Genomic DNA, 17,183 nt, shown 5'->3' on the forward strand with positions numbered 1-17,183 from the left:
GTAACCGCACCATTGGCACCGCCTGCCTGACGCTGGGGCGATGATCTAAGATACGTGTTTAACGACGTCGTTAACGACGTGTCTTATGCGGGGTCATCGATGCGTGGTGAAATTCTTGGGGTCGAGCGACGGCGTTTCTGGCGTGACGAGGACAAGCTCGAGATTGTCATGTCGGTTGGGATAGACGGGGCGACGGTGACGCAGGTGGCGCAACGCCATGAGGTTACGCGGCAACAGATTTACGCCTGGCGGCATGATCTCAAGAAGAAGGGCCTGTGGACGCCCAATGCCGGGGCGCTTTTCTACCCTTTGGATATGCCAGTGTCGGCGGGGCAGCCTACGGCAGCTGATACGTCGCCACCAGTTGCAGTCGAATTGCGCTTACGGTGCGGCCATCGCCTTCATTTTGATAGCACGATAGACCCGGCCGCGCTGACGTCCTTGATCCGTGCCGTGGAAGCCGCATGATCGGCCCTGGCACCGGCGTTCGCGTGTATCTGGCCTGCGGTGTGACGGATATGCGAAAGGGGATCGCCGGGCTGGCGGCACTTGCCCAAGATGTGCTGCGTCAGAAACCCGCCAGTGGGGCGGTGTTTGCGTTCCGGGGACGGCGTGGTGACCGGCTGAAGCTGCTCTACTGGGACGGTCAGGGGTTTTGCCTCTATTACAAGGTGCTTGAGCGGGGGCGTTTCCCTTGGCCGAGCGCCAAGGATGGGGCGGTGCGGCTGACCTCTGCACAGCTCGCGATGCTCTGGGAAGGCATCGACTGGCGGCGTCCCGATTGGGGCGCTCCGCCTGCGCGGGTCGGGTGATTTTGCGACCTGATTTGCTTTATTTATATGGTGCTATAGCCTGATTTTTGGTAGTCAGGCGCATGTCGAAACCTGATGAAAATTTGCCTGATGATCCCGCTGAATTGAGGGCGATGATCGCGGCTTTGCAGGTAGAAAATGCTCGGATCGAGGCAGAGAACGCCAAGATGTCGGCGACATTGCGTGTCCATGATCAACTGGTTCAAGCGTTGCGCCTGCGGATCGCCAAGTTGCAGAAACTGGCCTTTGGCAAGTCCTCGGAAAAGGTCGAGCGCGAAATCGAGCAGCTGGAACTGGCGCTCGAAGACCTGTTGGTCGCCGTAGCGGAAAACGATGACGCGCCCATCGACGAAGGGCAGGATGAACCGTCACCGGAAGCTGCCGATGCACCCGCTTTGCGCCGCCGACCACGGGTCTCGGATACGACCCCACGCGAGCGGCGTGAACTGGACCCCGGCACCTGCTGCCCTGACTGTGGCGGCGATCTTCGCGTGGTGGGCGAGGATGTCAGCGAACTCCTCGACATGATCGCCGCGCAGATGAAGGTGATCCAGATCGCCCGGATCAAGAAGTCCTGCCGCCGCTGCGAGCGGATCGTGCAGGAACCCGCGCCAAGCCGTCCGATCCCGGGCAGTATGGCAGGCCCGAACCTGCTGGCGCATGTGCTGGTCTCGAAGTTCGACGACCACCTTCCGTTATATCGCCAGCACGAGATCTTCGCCCGCATGGGGGCGGACATCCCCGAAAGCACGCTGGTCGGCTGGTGTGGCCGCGCCATGAAGGCCCTGTCGCCGCTGATCGAGCGCATTGAGGCTGACATCATGGGCAGCGATTTGCTGCACGCAGATGATACGCCGATCCGGGTGTTGGACCGCTCCAAGAAAGACAAAGGGCTTGGCAAAGGTGTGAAGCAAGGCCGGATCTGGGCCTATGTGCGCGATCAGCGCCCATGGGCGGGTGCCGCGCCACCCGGTGCGGTCTATCGGTTCGCACCGAACTGGAAGGAAGAGCACATCCTCAGCCATCTGGCCAATGCCCGCGGCATCCTGCAGGCGGACGGCTACAAGGGCTATGCCAAGCTTTACGAGCCTGAACCCAATAGTGGGCGGCGTTTGCGAGAGGCAGCCTGTTGGGCCCATCTGCGGCGTGACTTCCATGATTTTTGGACCTCGACAAAATCCGAGATTGCCCGCGAGGCGCTCGACCGGATCGGCAAGCTTTACGACATCGAGCGCGACATTAACGGTCAACCCGCTGGTGTCCGCCATGCCGCACGTCAACAGTTGAGCCAACCAAAGGTCACGGCCTTCTTTGCTTGGTCAGAGCAACAACTCCTGCGCATTCCGGGCAAAAGCGATCTGGCCAAGGCATTCCGCTATGGCCTCAGTCGACAGGAGGCCTTCAGCCTGTTCCTGACCGATGGCCGCGTCGCTATCGACAACAATCCCGCCGAGCGCGCCTTGCGTCCAATTGGCATTGGAAGGAAAAATTGGCTATTTGCAGGGGCCGATACCGGTGCGGAAACCCTCGCTCGCGCTATGACCATCATCGAAACCGCCAAGCTCAACGGTCTCGACCCGCAGGCCTATCTCGCCGACATCCTCGACCGCATCCACGATCACAAAATCAACAGGCTCGATGAATTATTACCGTGGAATTGGGCGCCGCTGGCATCCACAACCGATAGTCAAGCCGCATAAGCTGCGGTCTCAATGGCGCGGTTACAACTTGTCTGACACCACTGAAACAGAGTGCCGCGAAGCGGGGATGGATGGCGTGCTGGAAAAGCCATTACGCATGCAGAAATTGATTGAAATTGTGAAAAGCGTGACACCGCGGAAAGTATCAGTCGACTCTCATGCCGCGCCTGAAGATGGGGGAACGGACCGGAATTAACCGGCCCGTTTCATTTTTCTGTCGGCGTGATCGCGGGAGATTCAATATCTGCCTGTGAGGCCCTTATACGTCTTCTTTCGTTCGTCAAACCTGCGACGGTAGCCAAAGTACAATTGCCGGGAACGCGACCAACAGACCAATCGTAATTGCGTCAGCGATGAAGAACGGCGTCACGCCTCGAAACACATCCTGTACGCTCAGGTCATCCCGCACCCCGGCGACCACAAAGCAATTCAATCCGATAGGCGGCGTAATCAGACAAAATTCGGCCATCTTCACAACAAGGATACCGAACCAAATCGCACACATCGGGCCGGACATTCCAAACGCCGCGTCCTCTGCCGCAACCAATGGCCCGCCATTCAACGCCATGACCGCTGGGTAGACGACTGGCAAAGTCAGAAGCAACATCCCGATGGCATCCATGAACATACCAAGCACCGCGTAAGCCAGCAGGATGCAGACAAGGATCAACATGGGCGACATGGTCAAGCTGGTGATCCAATCGGCAAAGGCGCCGGGCAGATCCGCAAAGCCCAAGAACCGTACATAGATCAGAACACCCCAGATAATCGTGAAGATCATCGTGCTCAGTTTTGCGGTTTCAAGCAGTGCATCGCGCAACTGCGGCCAGCGCATGCCACGATACATCGCCATCAAGAAGACAACAAAGGCTCCGATTGCGCCGCCCTCGGTTGGGGTGCCCCACGCGTCGCCGCCGAACGGATTGTAGACGAAAAAGATAATCGTGATAACGACAAACACGATGGGAAGCGCGGCTGGCAAAGCTGCAAAGCGTTGTCCCCATGTGAAGCCGCGCACGGGGGGACCAAACCCCTTGATCGTCAGGGCCATTCCAACGATCAACATCGCATAGATCACAGCAGAGAACATGCCGGGGATAAAGCCTGCCAGCAGCAGTTTACCGACATCCTGCTCCACGATGATCGCATAGATCACCAAGATCGCCGATGGCGGGATCAGCGACGCAAGCGTTCCCCCCGCAGCCACCACACCCGCCGCAAATCGCTTGTCATAGCCGATGGCAAGCATTTCGGGGATGGCAATACGCGCGAACACGGCAGACGTCGCAACGGAGGCGCCCGACACCGCGGCAAAGCCAGCTGTTGCAAAAACGGTCGACACAGCCAGCCCACCGGGCACCCATGCAAGCCACCGTTTTGCCGCTTCGAACAAGGCGCGCGTCAGTCCCGCATAATACGCAAGATAGCCGATCAGAATGAAGGTTGGGATCAAGCTCAGCGCTTGGCTTGATACCTTGGAATGAGGCACCTGCCCCGCCGTTTTCACAGCAACGGTCAGCGCCCATCCGAAATCGTCGGGCGCATATCCTTTGCGTGCCCAGAAAATCCAGATCAGACCGATCATGCCGGCCAATCCTGCTGCAAACGCAACGCGCATGCCCAGAATAACAAATACCAGCAACCCGCCCGTGACCACGAGGCCAATTTCGATGGAGTCCATCTCAGCGTGCCCCCTTGCGTGTCTCTTCTGTCGGATCGGTGACGTGGCTCGCTTCCATTGCGGCAACTGTGGCGGCGTCCAGCACCAAGGGCACAGCAACCGGCGTTTCGGCACCCGTTGAGATAGCCTGAACATAGGCCCAAAGCTGAAGAATCAGACGCGCGGCCAAGACCGACAACGCCACCGGAACCAACAGTTTGGCAGGCCAAATCGGAATACCGATATCCATGCTGCTATCGCGACTCCACATGGGCATTGCAGGGTCAAAGCTGCGGTCAAAATGCGCCCAACTGCCCCAGATCATCAGCACAACCAGCAGCAGGATCGCGAAGGTTGTCACAAATTCAGCCAGATAAAGCGCTCTGCCCTTCAGCACGCCAACCACGAGATCCATCCGGATGTGGCCACCGTTGCGTTGTGCGTATGCAATACCCATGAAGGCGATCAGCGGCATGGCCTGTTCGATCCAATCAACATAGCCGGGCAAGGGCTGCCCCATGAAGTTTCGCCCGCCAACCGACACAACAGCCAGCATCATCAGGGCAAAAACGGCAAGTCCGCTAAGCAAAGCAAGCAACGTTTCCAGTTTCAGCAACCCTCGATCAAGGCGACTGACAAGACTATCATCGGTCAGAACCTGCGATCCGCCCGCCATGGGAATATCCTTTTTCTAAAGCGACCGGGCGGCACGATGCGCCGCCCGGTTTGGGTGCTCACGATCCGTCAGCAACCATTCCAGTTACCAGATCAAAAAGCTCCTGCGCGGGAAGACCGCGTGCAGTGTTGGCGTCGATCCATGCTTTGGCAGCCGGCTCTGCAGCGGCCTTCTTGAACGCTTCGATTTCCTCGGGTGGGAATGTCACTCGCGTGATCCCACGCTCATCCAACGCCGGCCCCCAAGCCGCCATCGTTTGATTGTTGTAATAGTCGATGTAGTGGTCAAGCGCCTCGTCAACGGATCCCAAAAGCGCTGCGCGCTCATCATCGGTCAAATCGTCCAAGGCATCTGTGTTTACGACAACCGGGCAGTTTACGGTTCCGGGGTTCAGGTTCGTGGTCCACCACGTCGCGTTTTCGATTGTGCCGAACGACATATGCGCATGCGGTGCAAAGCTCGCCGACTTGATAACGCCGCTATCCATTGCCTGACGGACTTCAGTCGCTGACATCGATGTTGGAACAGCGCCAACCGTTTCCATGGCCGCCCCAATGCCACCAGTGGCGCGCACGGTCAGACCTTCGAAATCTGCCAACGAACTGGGGGCATCGCCAAGGCCGACAAGATTGTATTGGGGCAAGGGCGACGGCATCAGAAGTGTCGCGTTCCAACGGGCCAAGTCGCCGGCAACCGCCGGATGCTTATAGACCGCCATCGAAATGTCGCGCTCTTGCTCAAGCGTGCTCACCCCCAGGAAAGGCAATTCCATAACGGTGATCGATGGGTTCTTGTCTGCGTGGTAGCCGGCACAGAATTGCGCCATTTCGAACGCCCCAATGGAAATGCCATCAAGGTTCTCCCGGTTGCTGGACAAACCACCATAGCTGATATTCATGGTGAATGCGCCGTCGGTCTTTTCCGACACAAGCTCGGCCAGTTTTTCAACATGCTCGGTGAATGCGCGCCGCTTGCCCCACAAGGACACGTTCCATTCTGTCGCAAGCGTTTCGGTTGCAAAGCCGATCGCCAGCGCCGCGACTGCGGCACCGCTCAAATATGTTTTCATCTCGTTTCCTCCCCGGATAACCCAGTTTCACTGTATCCCCATCATGCCTGTTTGAAAGCCAAACGCCACGAACAAAACCGCGCCAAGCATCCGCCTGTCCCTGCGGAAATCCGCAAAGTAGACCTTTGGGCCAGCGCCACGAACTGACAGCATCAACTCGCTAAAGCAAAGCGCCCTTATCAAGTCCAAGCTTGACGATTTTTTCGTTCAACGTACGCCGCCCAATGCCAAGTGCTTCGGCCACAGCATCCATCCGCCCGGCATGCGCGCGGATGGCCTTGCCAATCAATTCACGCTCAAAGGCGGCGACGGCTTCGCGCAATGTGTCCGGTACATCGTCCAACTCATGATCTTTGTGCATTGCCGCAGCGACTGATCCGCCCCCGCGACGCGCTGACAAGATGCGCCTCTCGGCGACGTTACGCAATTCGCGAACGTTGCCGGGCCAATCATGGGCCAGAAGGGCCGCCATATCGTCTTGGGTCAATTCCGGCACAACGGTCTCATAAACGGACGCAAATTCTTCAAGAAAATGCGTCATCAAAAGCGCCAGATCGGCACGCCGTTGGCGCAGCGTCGGCAGCGCCAAGACAAATGTGTTCACTCGAAACAGGAAGTCGGGGCGCAAGCGACCATCGCTTTGGGCGGCGTCGGGATCTTCGTTCGTGGCTGACACCACCCGAAATGACAGCGGCACAGGACGGGTCGCGCCAAGAGGCGTCACCTGTTTATCTTCGATCACGCGCAGCAACTTGGATTGCACGGGCAATGGGCAGGCTCCGATTTCGTCCAGAAAAAGCGTGCCCCCTTCCGCCGCAAGCAACTTGCCGACCTGCCCGCCTTCGACCCCAAAAAATTCAGCTTCAAAGACAGCCGGTTGCAGCGTTGCACAATTCAGCGCCAGAAACGGCCCTGCGGGATTGCGCCCCAGATCATGCAACGCACGCGCCACACGTTCCTTGCCGGTGCCTGTCTCACCCACAAGCAATACGGCGGCATCGCTATCGGCGACATCAAGCACTTGCTCCCGCAAGTCAGCGATGCCCGGCGTCTGCCCCAACAGCATGCGATCGAGACCCGAAATTTGGGTCAGACGCCGGCGCAAACTCGCGGTGTCCCGCCGCATTCGGTGCTGGTCGGCGGCATGGCGCAAGATAGTCAACAGACGGCGCGGCTCGCACGGTTTTTCAACGAAGCTGTATGCCCCGTCCTGGATCGCTTTTACAGCCATGGGGATATCACCATGGGCAGAGATCAGAACAACGGGTGGGTTAAACGCCTCTTGCAAAGTTGCCAGCAGATCAAGGCCCGACATTCCGGGCATCCGCACGTCGGACAAGATGACATCTGCAGCAAAGGTGACAAGGGTTTCGGCCACACGGGAGGCTCGGGACACAGCCTCCACGCGCCAACCGGCCGCCTCCAACAGGGCGACAAGCGACGCGCGCATCGCACGGTCATCATCTACGATCAGCACCTGAGGCATCGCAGCCTGTGTCATGTCATTCTCCGCCCTGCTGCATCGGGATTTCCACCCTGAAAATCGCGCCGCCGCCGGGGCGGTTGCAAGCCGTTATGCGCCCATGATGTTCCTGCACAATTCCAGCAGAAATCGCCAGCCCAAGCCCCATGCCCTGCCCGCTTTCGCGCGTTGTGACAAAGGGCTCTTGCAAGTCTTCCAAAGTTGTATCGCCAAGGCCGTGCCCGCGGTCGCACACTTCAACCCAACCCGTGCCCGCCGTCTGCCCGATACCGATGTCGATTTCGCGAACTTCAGTGTCATCCATCGCGTCGGCTGCATTGCGCAGCAGATTGGTGATCACCTGCTCCAGCCGAAGCTGGTTGCCGCGGACCAGAACCGGCGCATCTGGTTGGACGACGGAACACGCCAGCTTGTGCACCTCTAGGTTTGGTGCCACCAGTTCAAGTGATGCTGCCACAGCCTGACGCAGGTCTACGGCCCCAAACCTATTTGGCTCGCTTCGAGCAAAGAACTTCAACTGGCGCGTTATCCCCTCCATCCGATCTACCAATCCTGCGACGGGCATGAGGCTGGAAGCGTTGGCCGTGCCAGCCATCTCGGCGGCGGCCAGATGATTGCGCATGGCGGCAATCGGTTGCCCGAGTTCATGGGTCACCGAAGCAGCCAACTGCCCAAGCGCAGCAAGGCGACTTGCGCGGGACAATTCGTCTTGCGTGCGTTCCAAGCGTTGTTCTGCGACTTTGCGCTCTTCGATTTCGACGGCAAGCCGTTCATTGGCACGGCGCAAGTTCAACTCTTCAGCCTCAGACCTGCGCAAGGCCGCATTGATCAACCGGGTCTTGCGGACCTGTGACGCAATAAACAAAAGCGCCAGAACGATCACCCCACCCCCCGCGACAAGCACACTTCGCGTTACGGCTTGGTCATTGCTGGCAAAATAATGGAGCGACCAGTCATGCGGAAGGTCCGATGCCACAAGGTGAATCCATGTCCTTCCGCCAATTTCCGCCCGCTGCGCGCCGCGTGTTTGCCAATTCAACTGCTCCAGCGATTGCCCAGGAAACTGACGTGATCCTTCTATCCGGACGCGCTGCGCGTTACTCAATGGTATCATTGCGCGGTATCGCCACTCCGGGTCCGATGACAACAACGTCACACCGTCGGTGTTTGCAAGAAGCACCGTCTCCCCTGCATCGCGCCAAGAGTCTTCCAACTTTGTCAGGTCAAGTTTGATGGCCACAACACCAACCACGTCGCCGCCAACCAAAACGGCATCCGCTATGAAGTAGCCCGGCAGACCTGTGGTTGCCCCGATGCCATAAAAGCGCCCCTGCCCGCCCGCGACCGCCTGCGTGAAGTAGGGCCGGAACGCATAACTTTGCCCCACAAAGCTCTCAACCGATCCGGCGTTTGACGCGGCTATGGTCATTCCGTCTGGTCGCATCAAGTAAATGGCGTCCAAGCCCGCTTGACCGGCAAATGCGGACAGCCGTGCGTTCAGAACGGTGGGATCAGCGCCGTTGGCAGCAGCGATGACGATAGGATCACGCGCCAAGACATAGGTCAGGTGGGAAAACCGCTCCATCTCAGCAAAGACGGAACTGCGAACCAGAGATAATCGACCATTGGCCTTGCTCACCTCAGCGGCCTGAAAATAGCCCAGAGACAGCAAGTAAATTATGAGCGCCGCACAGGGAGCGGCAAGTGCTGCGGCGATCCGGTAGTTTTGGCGCATACCGATGCTTTGGCGGAAATCGCAGCGAATGCAAGTGTGCGTCAGCGGTCGAATGCGATGTCGACAAACACCGGATAGTGGTCCGACGGCCATTGCCCGTCGAATTGCTGGCGTACGACCACGGGATCTGACGTCAGCCGCACACCGGGGCTGACGCCTATGTGGTCAATTGCGCCGAATAGGTTGATCCCCCGGTCAAAGTGATAGGTCGATCCTTCGGGCTGTGCGAATTTTAACCCGGCTTCTTCCAGCAAGCCCATCGTATGCGAGCCGTAAAGCGCGTTCAGATCACCCGCCAGGACAACATGCGCCCCATTCCCGACGCGTGCGGCAATTTGATCGCGCACGAGTTGAGCCGACAAACGGCGGTTCGACCTGCTTTTATATTCGAAATGAATATTGTATACAAAGAACTCCGGTCGGCCATCTTTTGGCTTAAACAAAGCCCACGAGCTAAACGCCGGATAAGAGCCGTTGAACGTACGTGAATAGATCACATGCGGCGTCTCAGAGAAAAAGAACCAGCCTTGATCCTTCAATTCCAACTGATCCCGGCGATAGAAAATCGGCTGAGTCGATGGGAACTCTTGCCAATCCCCAGATGCGGCAAGCGCATATTCCGGATTGTGCTTCAGAAGAAAGTCGCGGGCCAGATTGACAGACCCATCGCTGCCTCGCGAAAAACTCTCCATTTCTTGGAAGGCCACCACATCGGCGTCCAGTGTTTTGAGCGTTGTATCAAGGGCCCCTTTTCGGGTTTCCCAATCAGTGACGGACCAACGCCCATCATCTGCGTTAAGAAGGATGTAATGGACGTTTTGGCTTGCAATTCTTAGCGCTGTGGGCGGTTTGGGGGCAATGTCTTCTTCGCCGGAGTTGCTGACGTGCAGGGCGCAGGCAAGCAACGTCAGCGAGAACAAACCGAGAAGGGAAAATCTAAGGAACCTGACCATTTCTCTGTCTATCCGTGCAGCATGCGTTGACCAAGGTTACAAAGCTCATCCTGACGCAATCGTGCGCGGTGCAAATATTCCTATTTCGCCACTGCGGTACTCTGTGAAATAGTTCCAAATAATGGAACGGCCACCCATACAGACCATTCCGCAAAGTTGACGATAACGGAACCTATTTTAATTGTGTCCAACCTCACAGTGGAATGCGAGTTTTCGAAGTTCAGACAAATTACCTTTTGGCAAATCACATGTTGATATGTAACAGTTTCAGCGAGGTTTGGCGATTTCGCGAGCAAGAATTCGCCGATAAGCATATACTTGCAGCTCAGGTTCGCTTTGAGGTTGCGGGATAACTGGCAAGAACCTGCGGGACTTGCCCAAAAAAAAGGCGATCGTTTGATGGGTGATGCGCAAAAGATTCGAATCTTAATAGCGGATGACCATGAGATGGTTCTCGACATGCTCCGGCTGTTTCTCGAGAAGGTCGAAGATTTCGAGATCACGACTGCCAACACGCTTGACAAGGCCCTGGAAGAGATCGGCAAGTCCGGATCGTTCAGTATTGTTCTGCTCGACTACGACATGCCCGGAATGAACGGACTGAAGGGTCTGACACGGTGCATTGAGGTCAACAAGCCCGGCCCGGTCGCGCTTTTGACCGGGAATGCGAGCCACTCCTTGATGCAAGACGTTATTGCACTTGGCGCGATGGGCATCCTGACCAAAAACATGTCAGCCAATAGCCTTGAAAACGCGATCCGGCTGATCAACTCCGGCGATCCGTATATCCCGATGTCACTGATGCAGGCAGAGCCCGTGTCCGCAGCACGGAAGGAAAGCAAACTGACCGACCGAGAGATGACAGTGCTGAAATGTCTGGGTGAAGGCTGGCCGAACAAAGAGATTGCTGCATCACTCGGCCTGTCAGAAGCCACGATCAAGATGCACGTGCAATCGGTTTGCCGCAAACTGGACGCCCGCAACCGCACGCGAGCGGTCATCAACGCCCGCGACAACGGGCTTCTATAGCAATAAGGCGGCTCGGAAGACGCGGTCCCTCGAAACGGTTTCGGCTTGCGCCACCCTGTGTTTAAAACAGCGCGGCACATGCCAATTGCTCTTTCCTAGATGGTGTCACGCTCCGCCACCGGCGTGAGCGTCACGTATTTTTTGATCAAGTCGCGCAGTTGCTGTCGGTTCAAAGGCTTTGCAGCCACCTCTGATGCGTTGGATTGACGGAAACGGTCAGCATCGTTTCCGATAATGGCGGCTGTTACACCGATAATGGGGATCACGGGGTCTTGCAGGCGAATAGCGGCCGCCAGCTCATCCCCCGACATTTTCGGCATAAACAAATCCGTAAAGACGATGTCAGGCTTGTCAGCATTGAACATCTCAAGCGCCTCTTTACCGTCAGCCGCAAGAGAAACCCGCCTCACAATTTTACGGAGTGTGCCACCCATCAACTCGCGGATCATCTGGTGATCTTCGGCCAGCAAGACATGTGCATCCCACAACTGTTGATCGGGGTTCTGGCCGGTCACACCTGAATCCTCGGATTTCACCCCCATGTCACTACGTCCATGTTGAACATCGGCCTCTGACTGCGCCTCAAGAATATCCAATCCGAACTCTGGAACCTGCAATTCGAAACATGCCCCACCGGTGCGAGCAATCGTGTAGGTCACGGTTCCGCCCAGCAATTCAATCGAACTTTTGACAATGTACAGCCCAAGCCCAGATCCATCCGCCTGATCCACGGACGCGGGGCCGCGTTGAAATGGTTCATAAAGCGAGTCGATCCGGTTAGGGTCAATGCCTTTACCGTCGTCTTCGACCCGCCAGGTCCCAACCCTGCCCAACTCGTTGAACTGGCAGGTATAGCTGAGGTCAATGCGCCTGCAATCGGCATGCAGGATGGCGTTTCGCACCAAATTGGCGATGGCTTGACGCAATCGATGCAAGTCACCCCCGGTCGTGTCAAAAGCGGCGTCACTCAGCGCGATTTCGATCGATACATTGGAATTTTTCGCGCTGAAGTCATAGTTCGCCTTGATCTCTTCAAGCAGTTCGATCGGGACGATCGGGCGTGGCGACACCGGCAGATTTTGTTCCGGATTTACGGACTGTCTGATGTCGGCCAGCGTCTGAAGCAATTCCGAGGATACATTACGCATCTTGGGACCAATCGTTTCCCAGTCTTCACCTTCGTCCATTCTTTCAATGAACATGGACATCAAGGAGGTCGGCGTTCGCAACTCATGAGAGATCATCGAAAACATCTCGCTCTGGAATTGCTGTTTATCCGACAATTTGGCCAACGCGGTTTCCAGTTCTACCCCACGAGTGTGTTCTTCGGTAACGTTGACGATAAACCCATGCGCAAATTTGTCGACTTTGCTTCGGACCTCATACCAAAAGTAGAACTTCAAAACCTGTTGTTGCCCAGTAGTGTTGCACATCTCGAACTGGGCCGTCACCGTACGACTAACCCCCGATTGATCCGAAAATGCGCGCGACAGCTCTGCAACGTCTTCGGGGTGCACACAGCGCATGAATGCAGCGATTGAATGGCGGGGAGGCATTCCTGTCATTCGCTCGGCGGCCGGATCGAACCAACAAATGCCCCGCCTCAAATCCACAGAAAATCTTCCAACGTCCGCAAATTGGTAAAGCCGCTCCAACCGCTCTTCGGTCACGCGGCGCTCATGGGCGCTTTTGCGAAATTCGTATTTTCCTATGACTACGACGAATACGAGAACCAGAATTACTAGAACCACCCAATCGGATGATGCCGTTTCAGCGACACGGTGTTCGCCAGTGTAAGCAAACAAACCCACTGCCGGTCCCGTGACAGCGATAAAGACGATGGATACAGCGCTTGCTGCGCAAGGCAGGATGATTGCCAACATCAAAAGAAGAACTGAAACTTCCAGTTCAGGAAGCTCTGGGCGGCGCAACACGATCCATACAAGAACAGCACTCAACGCCAAAACACCAAGAATGGATGGGACCCGATCACGCCGACGAAACGCGAAACGGCTCAGCAGCACAAATGAACTGACTGCCAAGCTTGCCCAGATACCCATCATGACCGAACAGCCGATGTGGTCCGGCCCGACATCCAAGTCTTGCCACCCCTGCAGATTCAGCGCGCTGCCAATTGCCCAAACGGTGATGTAGGTCAGCGGACCCAGTAGAAACAAAAACCCACCCACAACCGATACAGTTAACAAATTGTGGTCATAAGCAGGGAAAACCCGACTCAATTGGGTCGAAGCATTTCGTGCAAGCAACCCCACGATCAGCGCAAGCCCGAAATTGATCTGAAAGACAACAAAGTGAACCATTAGCTTTGCATAGGTACCATCCAAAGGAAGGTCCCGCATGTTCGGCGCGACAAAGCTAAAACCGTAAAGGGAAACGAACACAACGATCGCATACCAAAGCTGGCGCGGGGGCAGCACGACGAGCGCAAGAACAAAGGCAACACTCGCCACATGGGGCGATATAAACGCGAAAAACGCGGGTTCCGACTTCTCAAATTGATGAGTCATACCGGCCAAGATGAACAGAACGGAAAACACGGCAAAGGCAAGGACCGTGCACAGTGGGTCATTTCCCTGACCGGTCAGCCGTGTAAGCCGCGTCCAACGTTCATAGAAGAAAGAACGCCAAGTAGTTTTTGAATTTGCAAGAATCATAGATCAGTCAGGGACTTAAGCCCCGCCCCGCTTCTTCTCTGGATCGTATCTTATTGACGTGCAGCGTCGTGGTCCAACATTTCCAATATAGTTCTTTGTCTCAGCCAAAATCGTCGCGTTTGCTGTTCGATCCATTCTTCGTCCAAGGCATCGATGCCGCCAGCGGGACGCGACCACAGCAAACCAAGTAAGTCTCATAATCTTGACACGAAAACCCGAAGCTTCATAGCCGCTTCGATGGCCACAAAAGCTGCAAGGACACAAGCTTCCCACCCGATTGCAGACCCAAGTGCGCGCTTCAGCCAGTATGGAACTCAGCTTGCAACGTGTTGATGCACCCGGCACAGCAGGTTCTTCGAAGAAACCGCGCTTATAGCGGCAGGTCAAAGTATCGAAGTTTTCAGAACGCTACAGATTCACATTTAATGACAACCATGGGAGAATCGCAGCAGATTCGCTTGGCTTGAAATTTAGGCATATGTACAATTCTCAAATCGAGAAAAAATTGTTTTTGATTAAATGCCCATACTTTCGCCAAAACAAAAGACGGCTGTAACATACTAAAGTATTGGCCGCTTCAACTTACCGCCTAAGTTGAGTCGCGAAGGGGTGCGCCACACTACTAATGATTGACCAGAACAGACTAACTTTGCCTCCAGCATTCCTGCCATTGAGGCTATAATTAATCAAACTCTGTTTGGCGCCAACTTACTGGGATGCATGAATTGAAAGACGATGGCACTCAGACCGAAGACAGGCCATCCAATTTCTCGCCTGTCGCAATTGTTATGATGGATGCCGCCCTGACGCTGGCATTGGTATGGGCGTTCAGGTGGATGTCTTTGAGTTGGGTGACGTCGCTGTTAGGCGGGTGGATCGTTGGCGCGTTCCTGACTGTGGCAATCCTGTTCGCGGCCACAATAGGCACCGAATTGACCGACAAAGACAAGGATTGACCCGGCTATTCAGCGGCGGGTTTCAGGCTCGACATCAAGTGATGGAACTTTTCCCCCTGAACGGCCACATGCTCACGCAGCAAACGCCCCGCCCGTTCGGCATCCGCATTGGTCAACGCCTGCACAATTCCCTCGTGTTCTGACATGGATTGCGCAAGCCGACCCCGCAGTTGCAATTGCATGCGGCGAAACGGCTTGAGCCGCCGGTGCAACCGACATGTTTCGGCTTCCAGAAACGCATTGCCTGATTGGCGATAGATGATGTGGTGAAACCGCTCGTTCTCGCGATAGTATGCGTCGGCGTCACCTGCCTCCACAGCTTGCCGGCACGCGGCATTGGCGACTTGCAGCGCATCCAGAGCTTCATTCGTGATCCGAGCGGACGCGAGCCGCCCGCAAATGCCTTCGAACTCGGCCATCACTTCGAACATTTCAAGCAACTCGACCAGTCCGGGCTGGCGCACGAAAACGCCGCGCCGGGGAATTGCCTCAACCAGCCCTGAAAGCGCGAGTCTTTGAAAAGCTTCGCGGATCGGCGTGCGCGAGACGCCGAACCTTTCGGCGAGGCGGATCTCATCCAGCCTGTCCCCATCGGAGAACTCGCCGTTAAAAATCAACCCTTCAAGGGCTTCAGCAATGTGATCCGCACGCCGAGCATCCATAGTGAAGGGTATATGCCAAACCAAGTCTGCCATGCAATACTTCTCATGTTGTATACAAAAGTATTGACTTGTGGTGCAATTGGGTCATGATTGTCTGAGCAGCGCCCGGAGAGGCGCGCTTAGATGTTCAGGGAGGACACGAAAATTATGACAAGATCATATCTGACCACTGCCGCGATGGTTGCCCTTTGTGCCGGCGCCACCATGGCAAACGCTACCGAATTGCGCCTGTCCCACCAATGGTCGAACCAAGATGTTCGCAATGCTGTTGCACAGATCGTTGCCGATGAAGTGGCCGCTGCTGACGTTGACCTCGACATCAAGATTTTCGGCTCGCAATCGCTGTTCAAAGCACGCGAGCAATATACTCCGCTCAGCCGGGGTCAGCTCGATATGACAGTGCTACCGCTCAGCTATGCCGGCGGTCAGCGCCCCGAATACAACCTGACACTTATGCCTGGGCTGGTGAAGAACCATGACCATGCCGCCCGCCTGAACGAAAGCCCCTTCATGGAAAGCATCGAAGCCACGCTGGCCGAAGATGACGTGATGGTTCTGGTTCATGGTTACTTGGCAGGCGGATTTGCCGGCAAGGAAAGCTGCATGACGTCGCCCGACGATGTAAACGGCCAGCAGATGCGCGCAGCAGGCAAAGCGTTCGAACAGATGCTGGCAGGTGCGGGGGCGTCCATCGCATCCATGGCCAGTTCTGAGATTTACAATGCCATGCAGACCGGCGTTCTGGACGGGGCGAACACATCTTCCTCGTCCTTCGTGTCATACCGTATTTACGAACAGGTCGCGTGCTATACCCCGCCGGGTGACTACGCGCTTTGGTTCATGTACCAGCCATTGCTCATGAACAAGTCCACCTTCGACGATCTGAACGAAGACCAACAGGCTGCCCTGCTTGCAGGCGCGGAAAAAGCGCAGGCCTATTATCTGGAAGAAGCCAAAAAAGAAGACGCGGAATCGCGCCGCGTGTTCGAAGAGGCCGGCGTTGAAATCGAGCTATGCCCGAAAGTTGGTGACGGCGTGATCAGGCGGCACTTTGAAGTTGCTTGATCCCGTCCTTGAATTCAATCCCTTCGATGATTTCGGGCATGCGGTTGGCACCATCGAGTTTGCGCCATTTTGTCTGGGCTGACATCATCAGCTTGAAGGCCATGGCGAGCCCGGTTTTACGGCTGAGGCACCCCTTGGTTTTACCAGTGCGATGCCGCACCGTGGCGAAGGTGCTTTCGATGGGATTGGTTGTGCGGATGTGCTTCCAATGTTCAGCGGGGAAGTCATAGAATGCCAAGAGCACGTCGCGGTCTTTGGTCAATTTAGCGACGGCCTTGTCGTATTTTACGCCGTAGGTTGTGACGAAGAAGTCGAAGGCCGCCTCGGCATCCACGCGGGTTTCGGCCTGCCAAATATCGTGCAGATGACCTTTGGCTTTGGCCTGAACGGACTTCGGCATCGCGTTCAGAACATTGCCGGTCTTGTGGAACCAGCAGCGCTGTTCTTTCGTGGCACCAAAGACCTCGCGTAGCGCATGCCAGAACCCCAAAGCACCGTCACCAATGGCAAGGTCAGGCGCGTGGGTGAGCCCGCGTCGTTGCAGATCAAGCAGCAGTTCTCGCCAACTTTGGGTGCTTTCGCGGTAGCCATCAGCAAGGCCGATGATTTCCTTTCGACCCCATTCATCCGCGCCGATCAACACCAGGACACATTGTTTTTCTTCAGCCATTCGTGGGCGGAAGTAGACACCATCAGCCCAGATGTAGA

15 protein-coding genes are annotated in these 17,183 nt (G+C 56.2%); 6 read left to right on the top strand and 9 right to left on the bottom strand.

What is annotated here, in order from left to right:
* The first annotated feature begins 99 nt into the window (after window positions 1-99).
* From tnpA to tnpC, 3 genes are all read left to right on the top strand, one after another.
* Window positions 100-468, top strand: coding sequence for an IS66-like element accessory protein TnpA (gene tnpA / locus E2L05_RS17820; protein WP_133340995.1), 369 nt, complete (start codon window positions 100-102; stop codon window positions 466-468).
* The gene (gene tnpB / locus E2L05_RS17825) at window positions 465-812 is read left to right on the top strand and encodes an IS66 family insertion sequence element accessory protein TnpB (protein WP_099828201.1); all 348 of its coding nucleotides are present in this window, start codon (window positions 465-467) and stop codon (window positions 810-812) included. The genes tnpA and tnpB overlap by 4 nt, the downstream gene beginning before the upstream one ends.
* Window positions 813-874: 62 nt before the next feature.
* Entirely contained in the window at window positions 875-2,512 is a 1,638-nt protein-coding gene (gene tnpC / locus E2L05_RS17830) for an IS66 family transposase (protein ID WP_133341571.1), read from the top strand.
* 280 nt (window positions 2,513-2,792) lie between these two features.
* Here tnpC and E2L05_RS17835 read toward each other — a convergent pair whose 3' ends face one another.
* The 6 genes from E2L05_RS17835 to E2L05_RS17860 all read right to left on the bottom strand — a co-directional run bounded on the left by E2L05_RS17835 (window position 2,793) and on the right by E2L05_RS17860 (window position 10,088).
* Window positions 2,793-4,193, bottom strand: a complete 1,401-nt coding sequence (locus E2L05_RS17835; RefSeq protein WP_133344158.1) for a TRAP transporter large permease — start codon at window positions 4,191-4,193, stop codon at window positions 2,793-2,795.
* A 1-nt stretch (window position 4,194) separates the two neighbouring features.
* On the bottom strand, window positions 4,195-4,848 hold the full coding sequence (locus tag E2L05_RS17840) for a TRAP transporter small permease subunit (protein WP_133344159.1): 654 nt from the start codon (window positions 4,846-4,848) through the stop codon (window positions 4,195-4,197).
* A gap of 58 nt (window positions 4,849-4,906) precedes the next feature.
* Window positions 4,907-5,917, bottom strand: coding sequence for a TRAP transporter substrate-binding protein DctP (gene dctP, locus E2L05_RS17845; RefSeq protein ID WP_133344160.1), 1,011 nt, complete (start codon window positions 5,915-5,917; stop codon window positions 4,907-4,909).
* A 160-nt stretch (window positions 5,918-6,077) separates the two neighbouring features.
* Complete coding sequence (locus tag E2L05_RS17850; protein WP_133344161.1) at window positions 6,078-7,418, bottom strand: sigma-54-dependent transcriptional regulator; 1,341 nt, start codon at window positions 7,416-7,418, stop codon at window positions 6,078-6,080.
* Window position 7,419: 1 nt separating this feature from the next.
* Entirely contained in the window at window positions 7,420-9,135 is a 1,716-nt protein-coding gene (locus E2L05_RS17855; protein ID WP_133344162.1) for an ATP-binding protein, read from the bottom strand.
* 41 nt (window positions 9,136-9,176) lie between these two features.
* Window positions 9,177-10,088, bottom strand: coding sequence for an endonuclease/exonuclease/phosphatase family protein (locus tag E2L05_RS17860; RefSeq protein ID WP_133344163.1), 912 nt, complete (start codon window positions 10,086-10,088; stop codon window positions 9,177-9,179).
* 399 nt (window positions 10,089-10,487) lie between these two features.
* Here E2L05_RS17860 and E2L05_RS17865 point away from each other — a divergent pair, with 399 nt between their 5' ends.
* The gene (locus tag E2L05_RS17865) at window positions 10,488-11,117 is read left to right on the top strand and encodes a response regulator transcription factor (protein ID WP_133344164.1); all 630 of its coding nucleotides are present in this window, start codon (window positions 10,488-10,490) and stop codon (window positions 11,115-11,117) included.
* A 95-nt stretch (window positions 11,118-11,212) separates the two neighbouring features.
* Here E2L05_RS17865 and E2L05_RS17870 read toward each other — a convergent pair whose 3' ends face one another.
* A complete protein-coding gene (locus E2L05_RS17870) occupies window positions 11,213-13,792 on the bottom strand; it encodes an ATP-binding protein (protein WP_133344165.1) in 2,580 nt (859 codons plus the stop codon).
* A 716-nt stretch (window positions 13,793-14,508) separates the two neighbouring features.
* Here E2L05_RS17870 and E2L05_RS17875 point away from each other — a divergent pair.
* Window positions 14,509-14,748, top strand: coding sequence for a hypothetical protein (locus tag E2L05_RS17875; RefSeq protein WP_165971804.1), 240 nt, complete (start codon window positions 14,509-14,511; stop codon window positions 14,746-14,748).
* A 5-nt stretch (window positions 14,749-14,753) separates the two neighbouring features.
* Here the strand turns inward: E2L05_RS17875 and E2L05_RS17880 are convergent, their stop codons facing one another.
* Window positions 14,754-15,410: a GntR family transcriptional regulator gene (locus E2L05_RS17880; protein ID WP_133344168.1), complete on the bottom strand. Its 657-nt coding sequence runs from the start codon at window positions 15,408-15,410 to the stop codon at window positions 14,754-14,756.
* A gap of 147 nt (window positions 15,411-15,557) precedes the next feature.
* Between E2L05_RS17880 and dctP (E2L05_RS17885) the strand changes: the two genes are divergently transcribed.
* Window positions 15,558-16,475, top strand: coding sequence for a TRAP transporter substrate-binding protein DctP (gene dctP, locus E2L05_RS17885; RefSeq protein ID WP_133344167.1), 918 nt, complete (start codon window positions 15,558-15,560; stop codon window positions 16,473-16,475).
* Here dctP (E2L05_RS17885) and E2L05_RS17890 read toward each other — a convergent pair.
* Window positions 16,450-17,183: IS256 family transposase (locus tag E2L05_RS17890; protein ID WP_133342215.1), on the bottom strand; the 734-nt coding region annotated here is incomplete at its 5' end. The two genes, dctP (E2L05_RS17885) and E2L05_RS17890, sit on opposite strands and share 26 nt — an antisense overlap.

This window comes from Meridianimarinicoccus aquatilis (assembly GCF_004358675.1).
GTDB lineage: Bacteria > Pseudomonadota > Alphaproteobacteria > Rhodobacterales > Rhodobacteraceae > Meridianimarinicoccus > Meridianimarinicoccus aquatilis.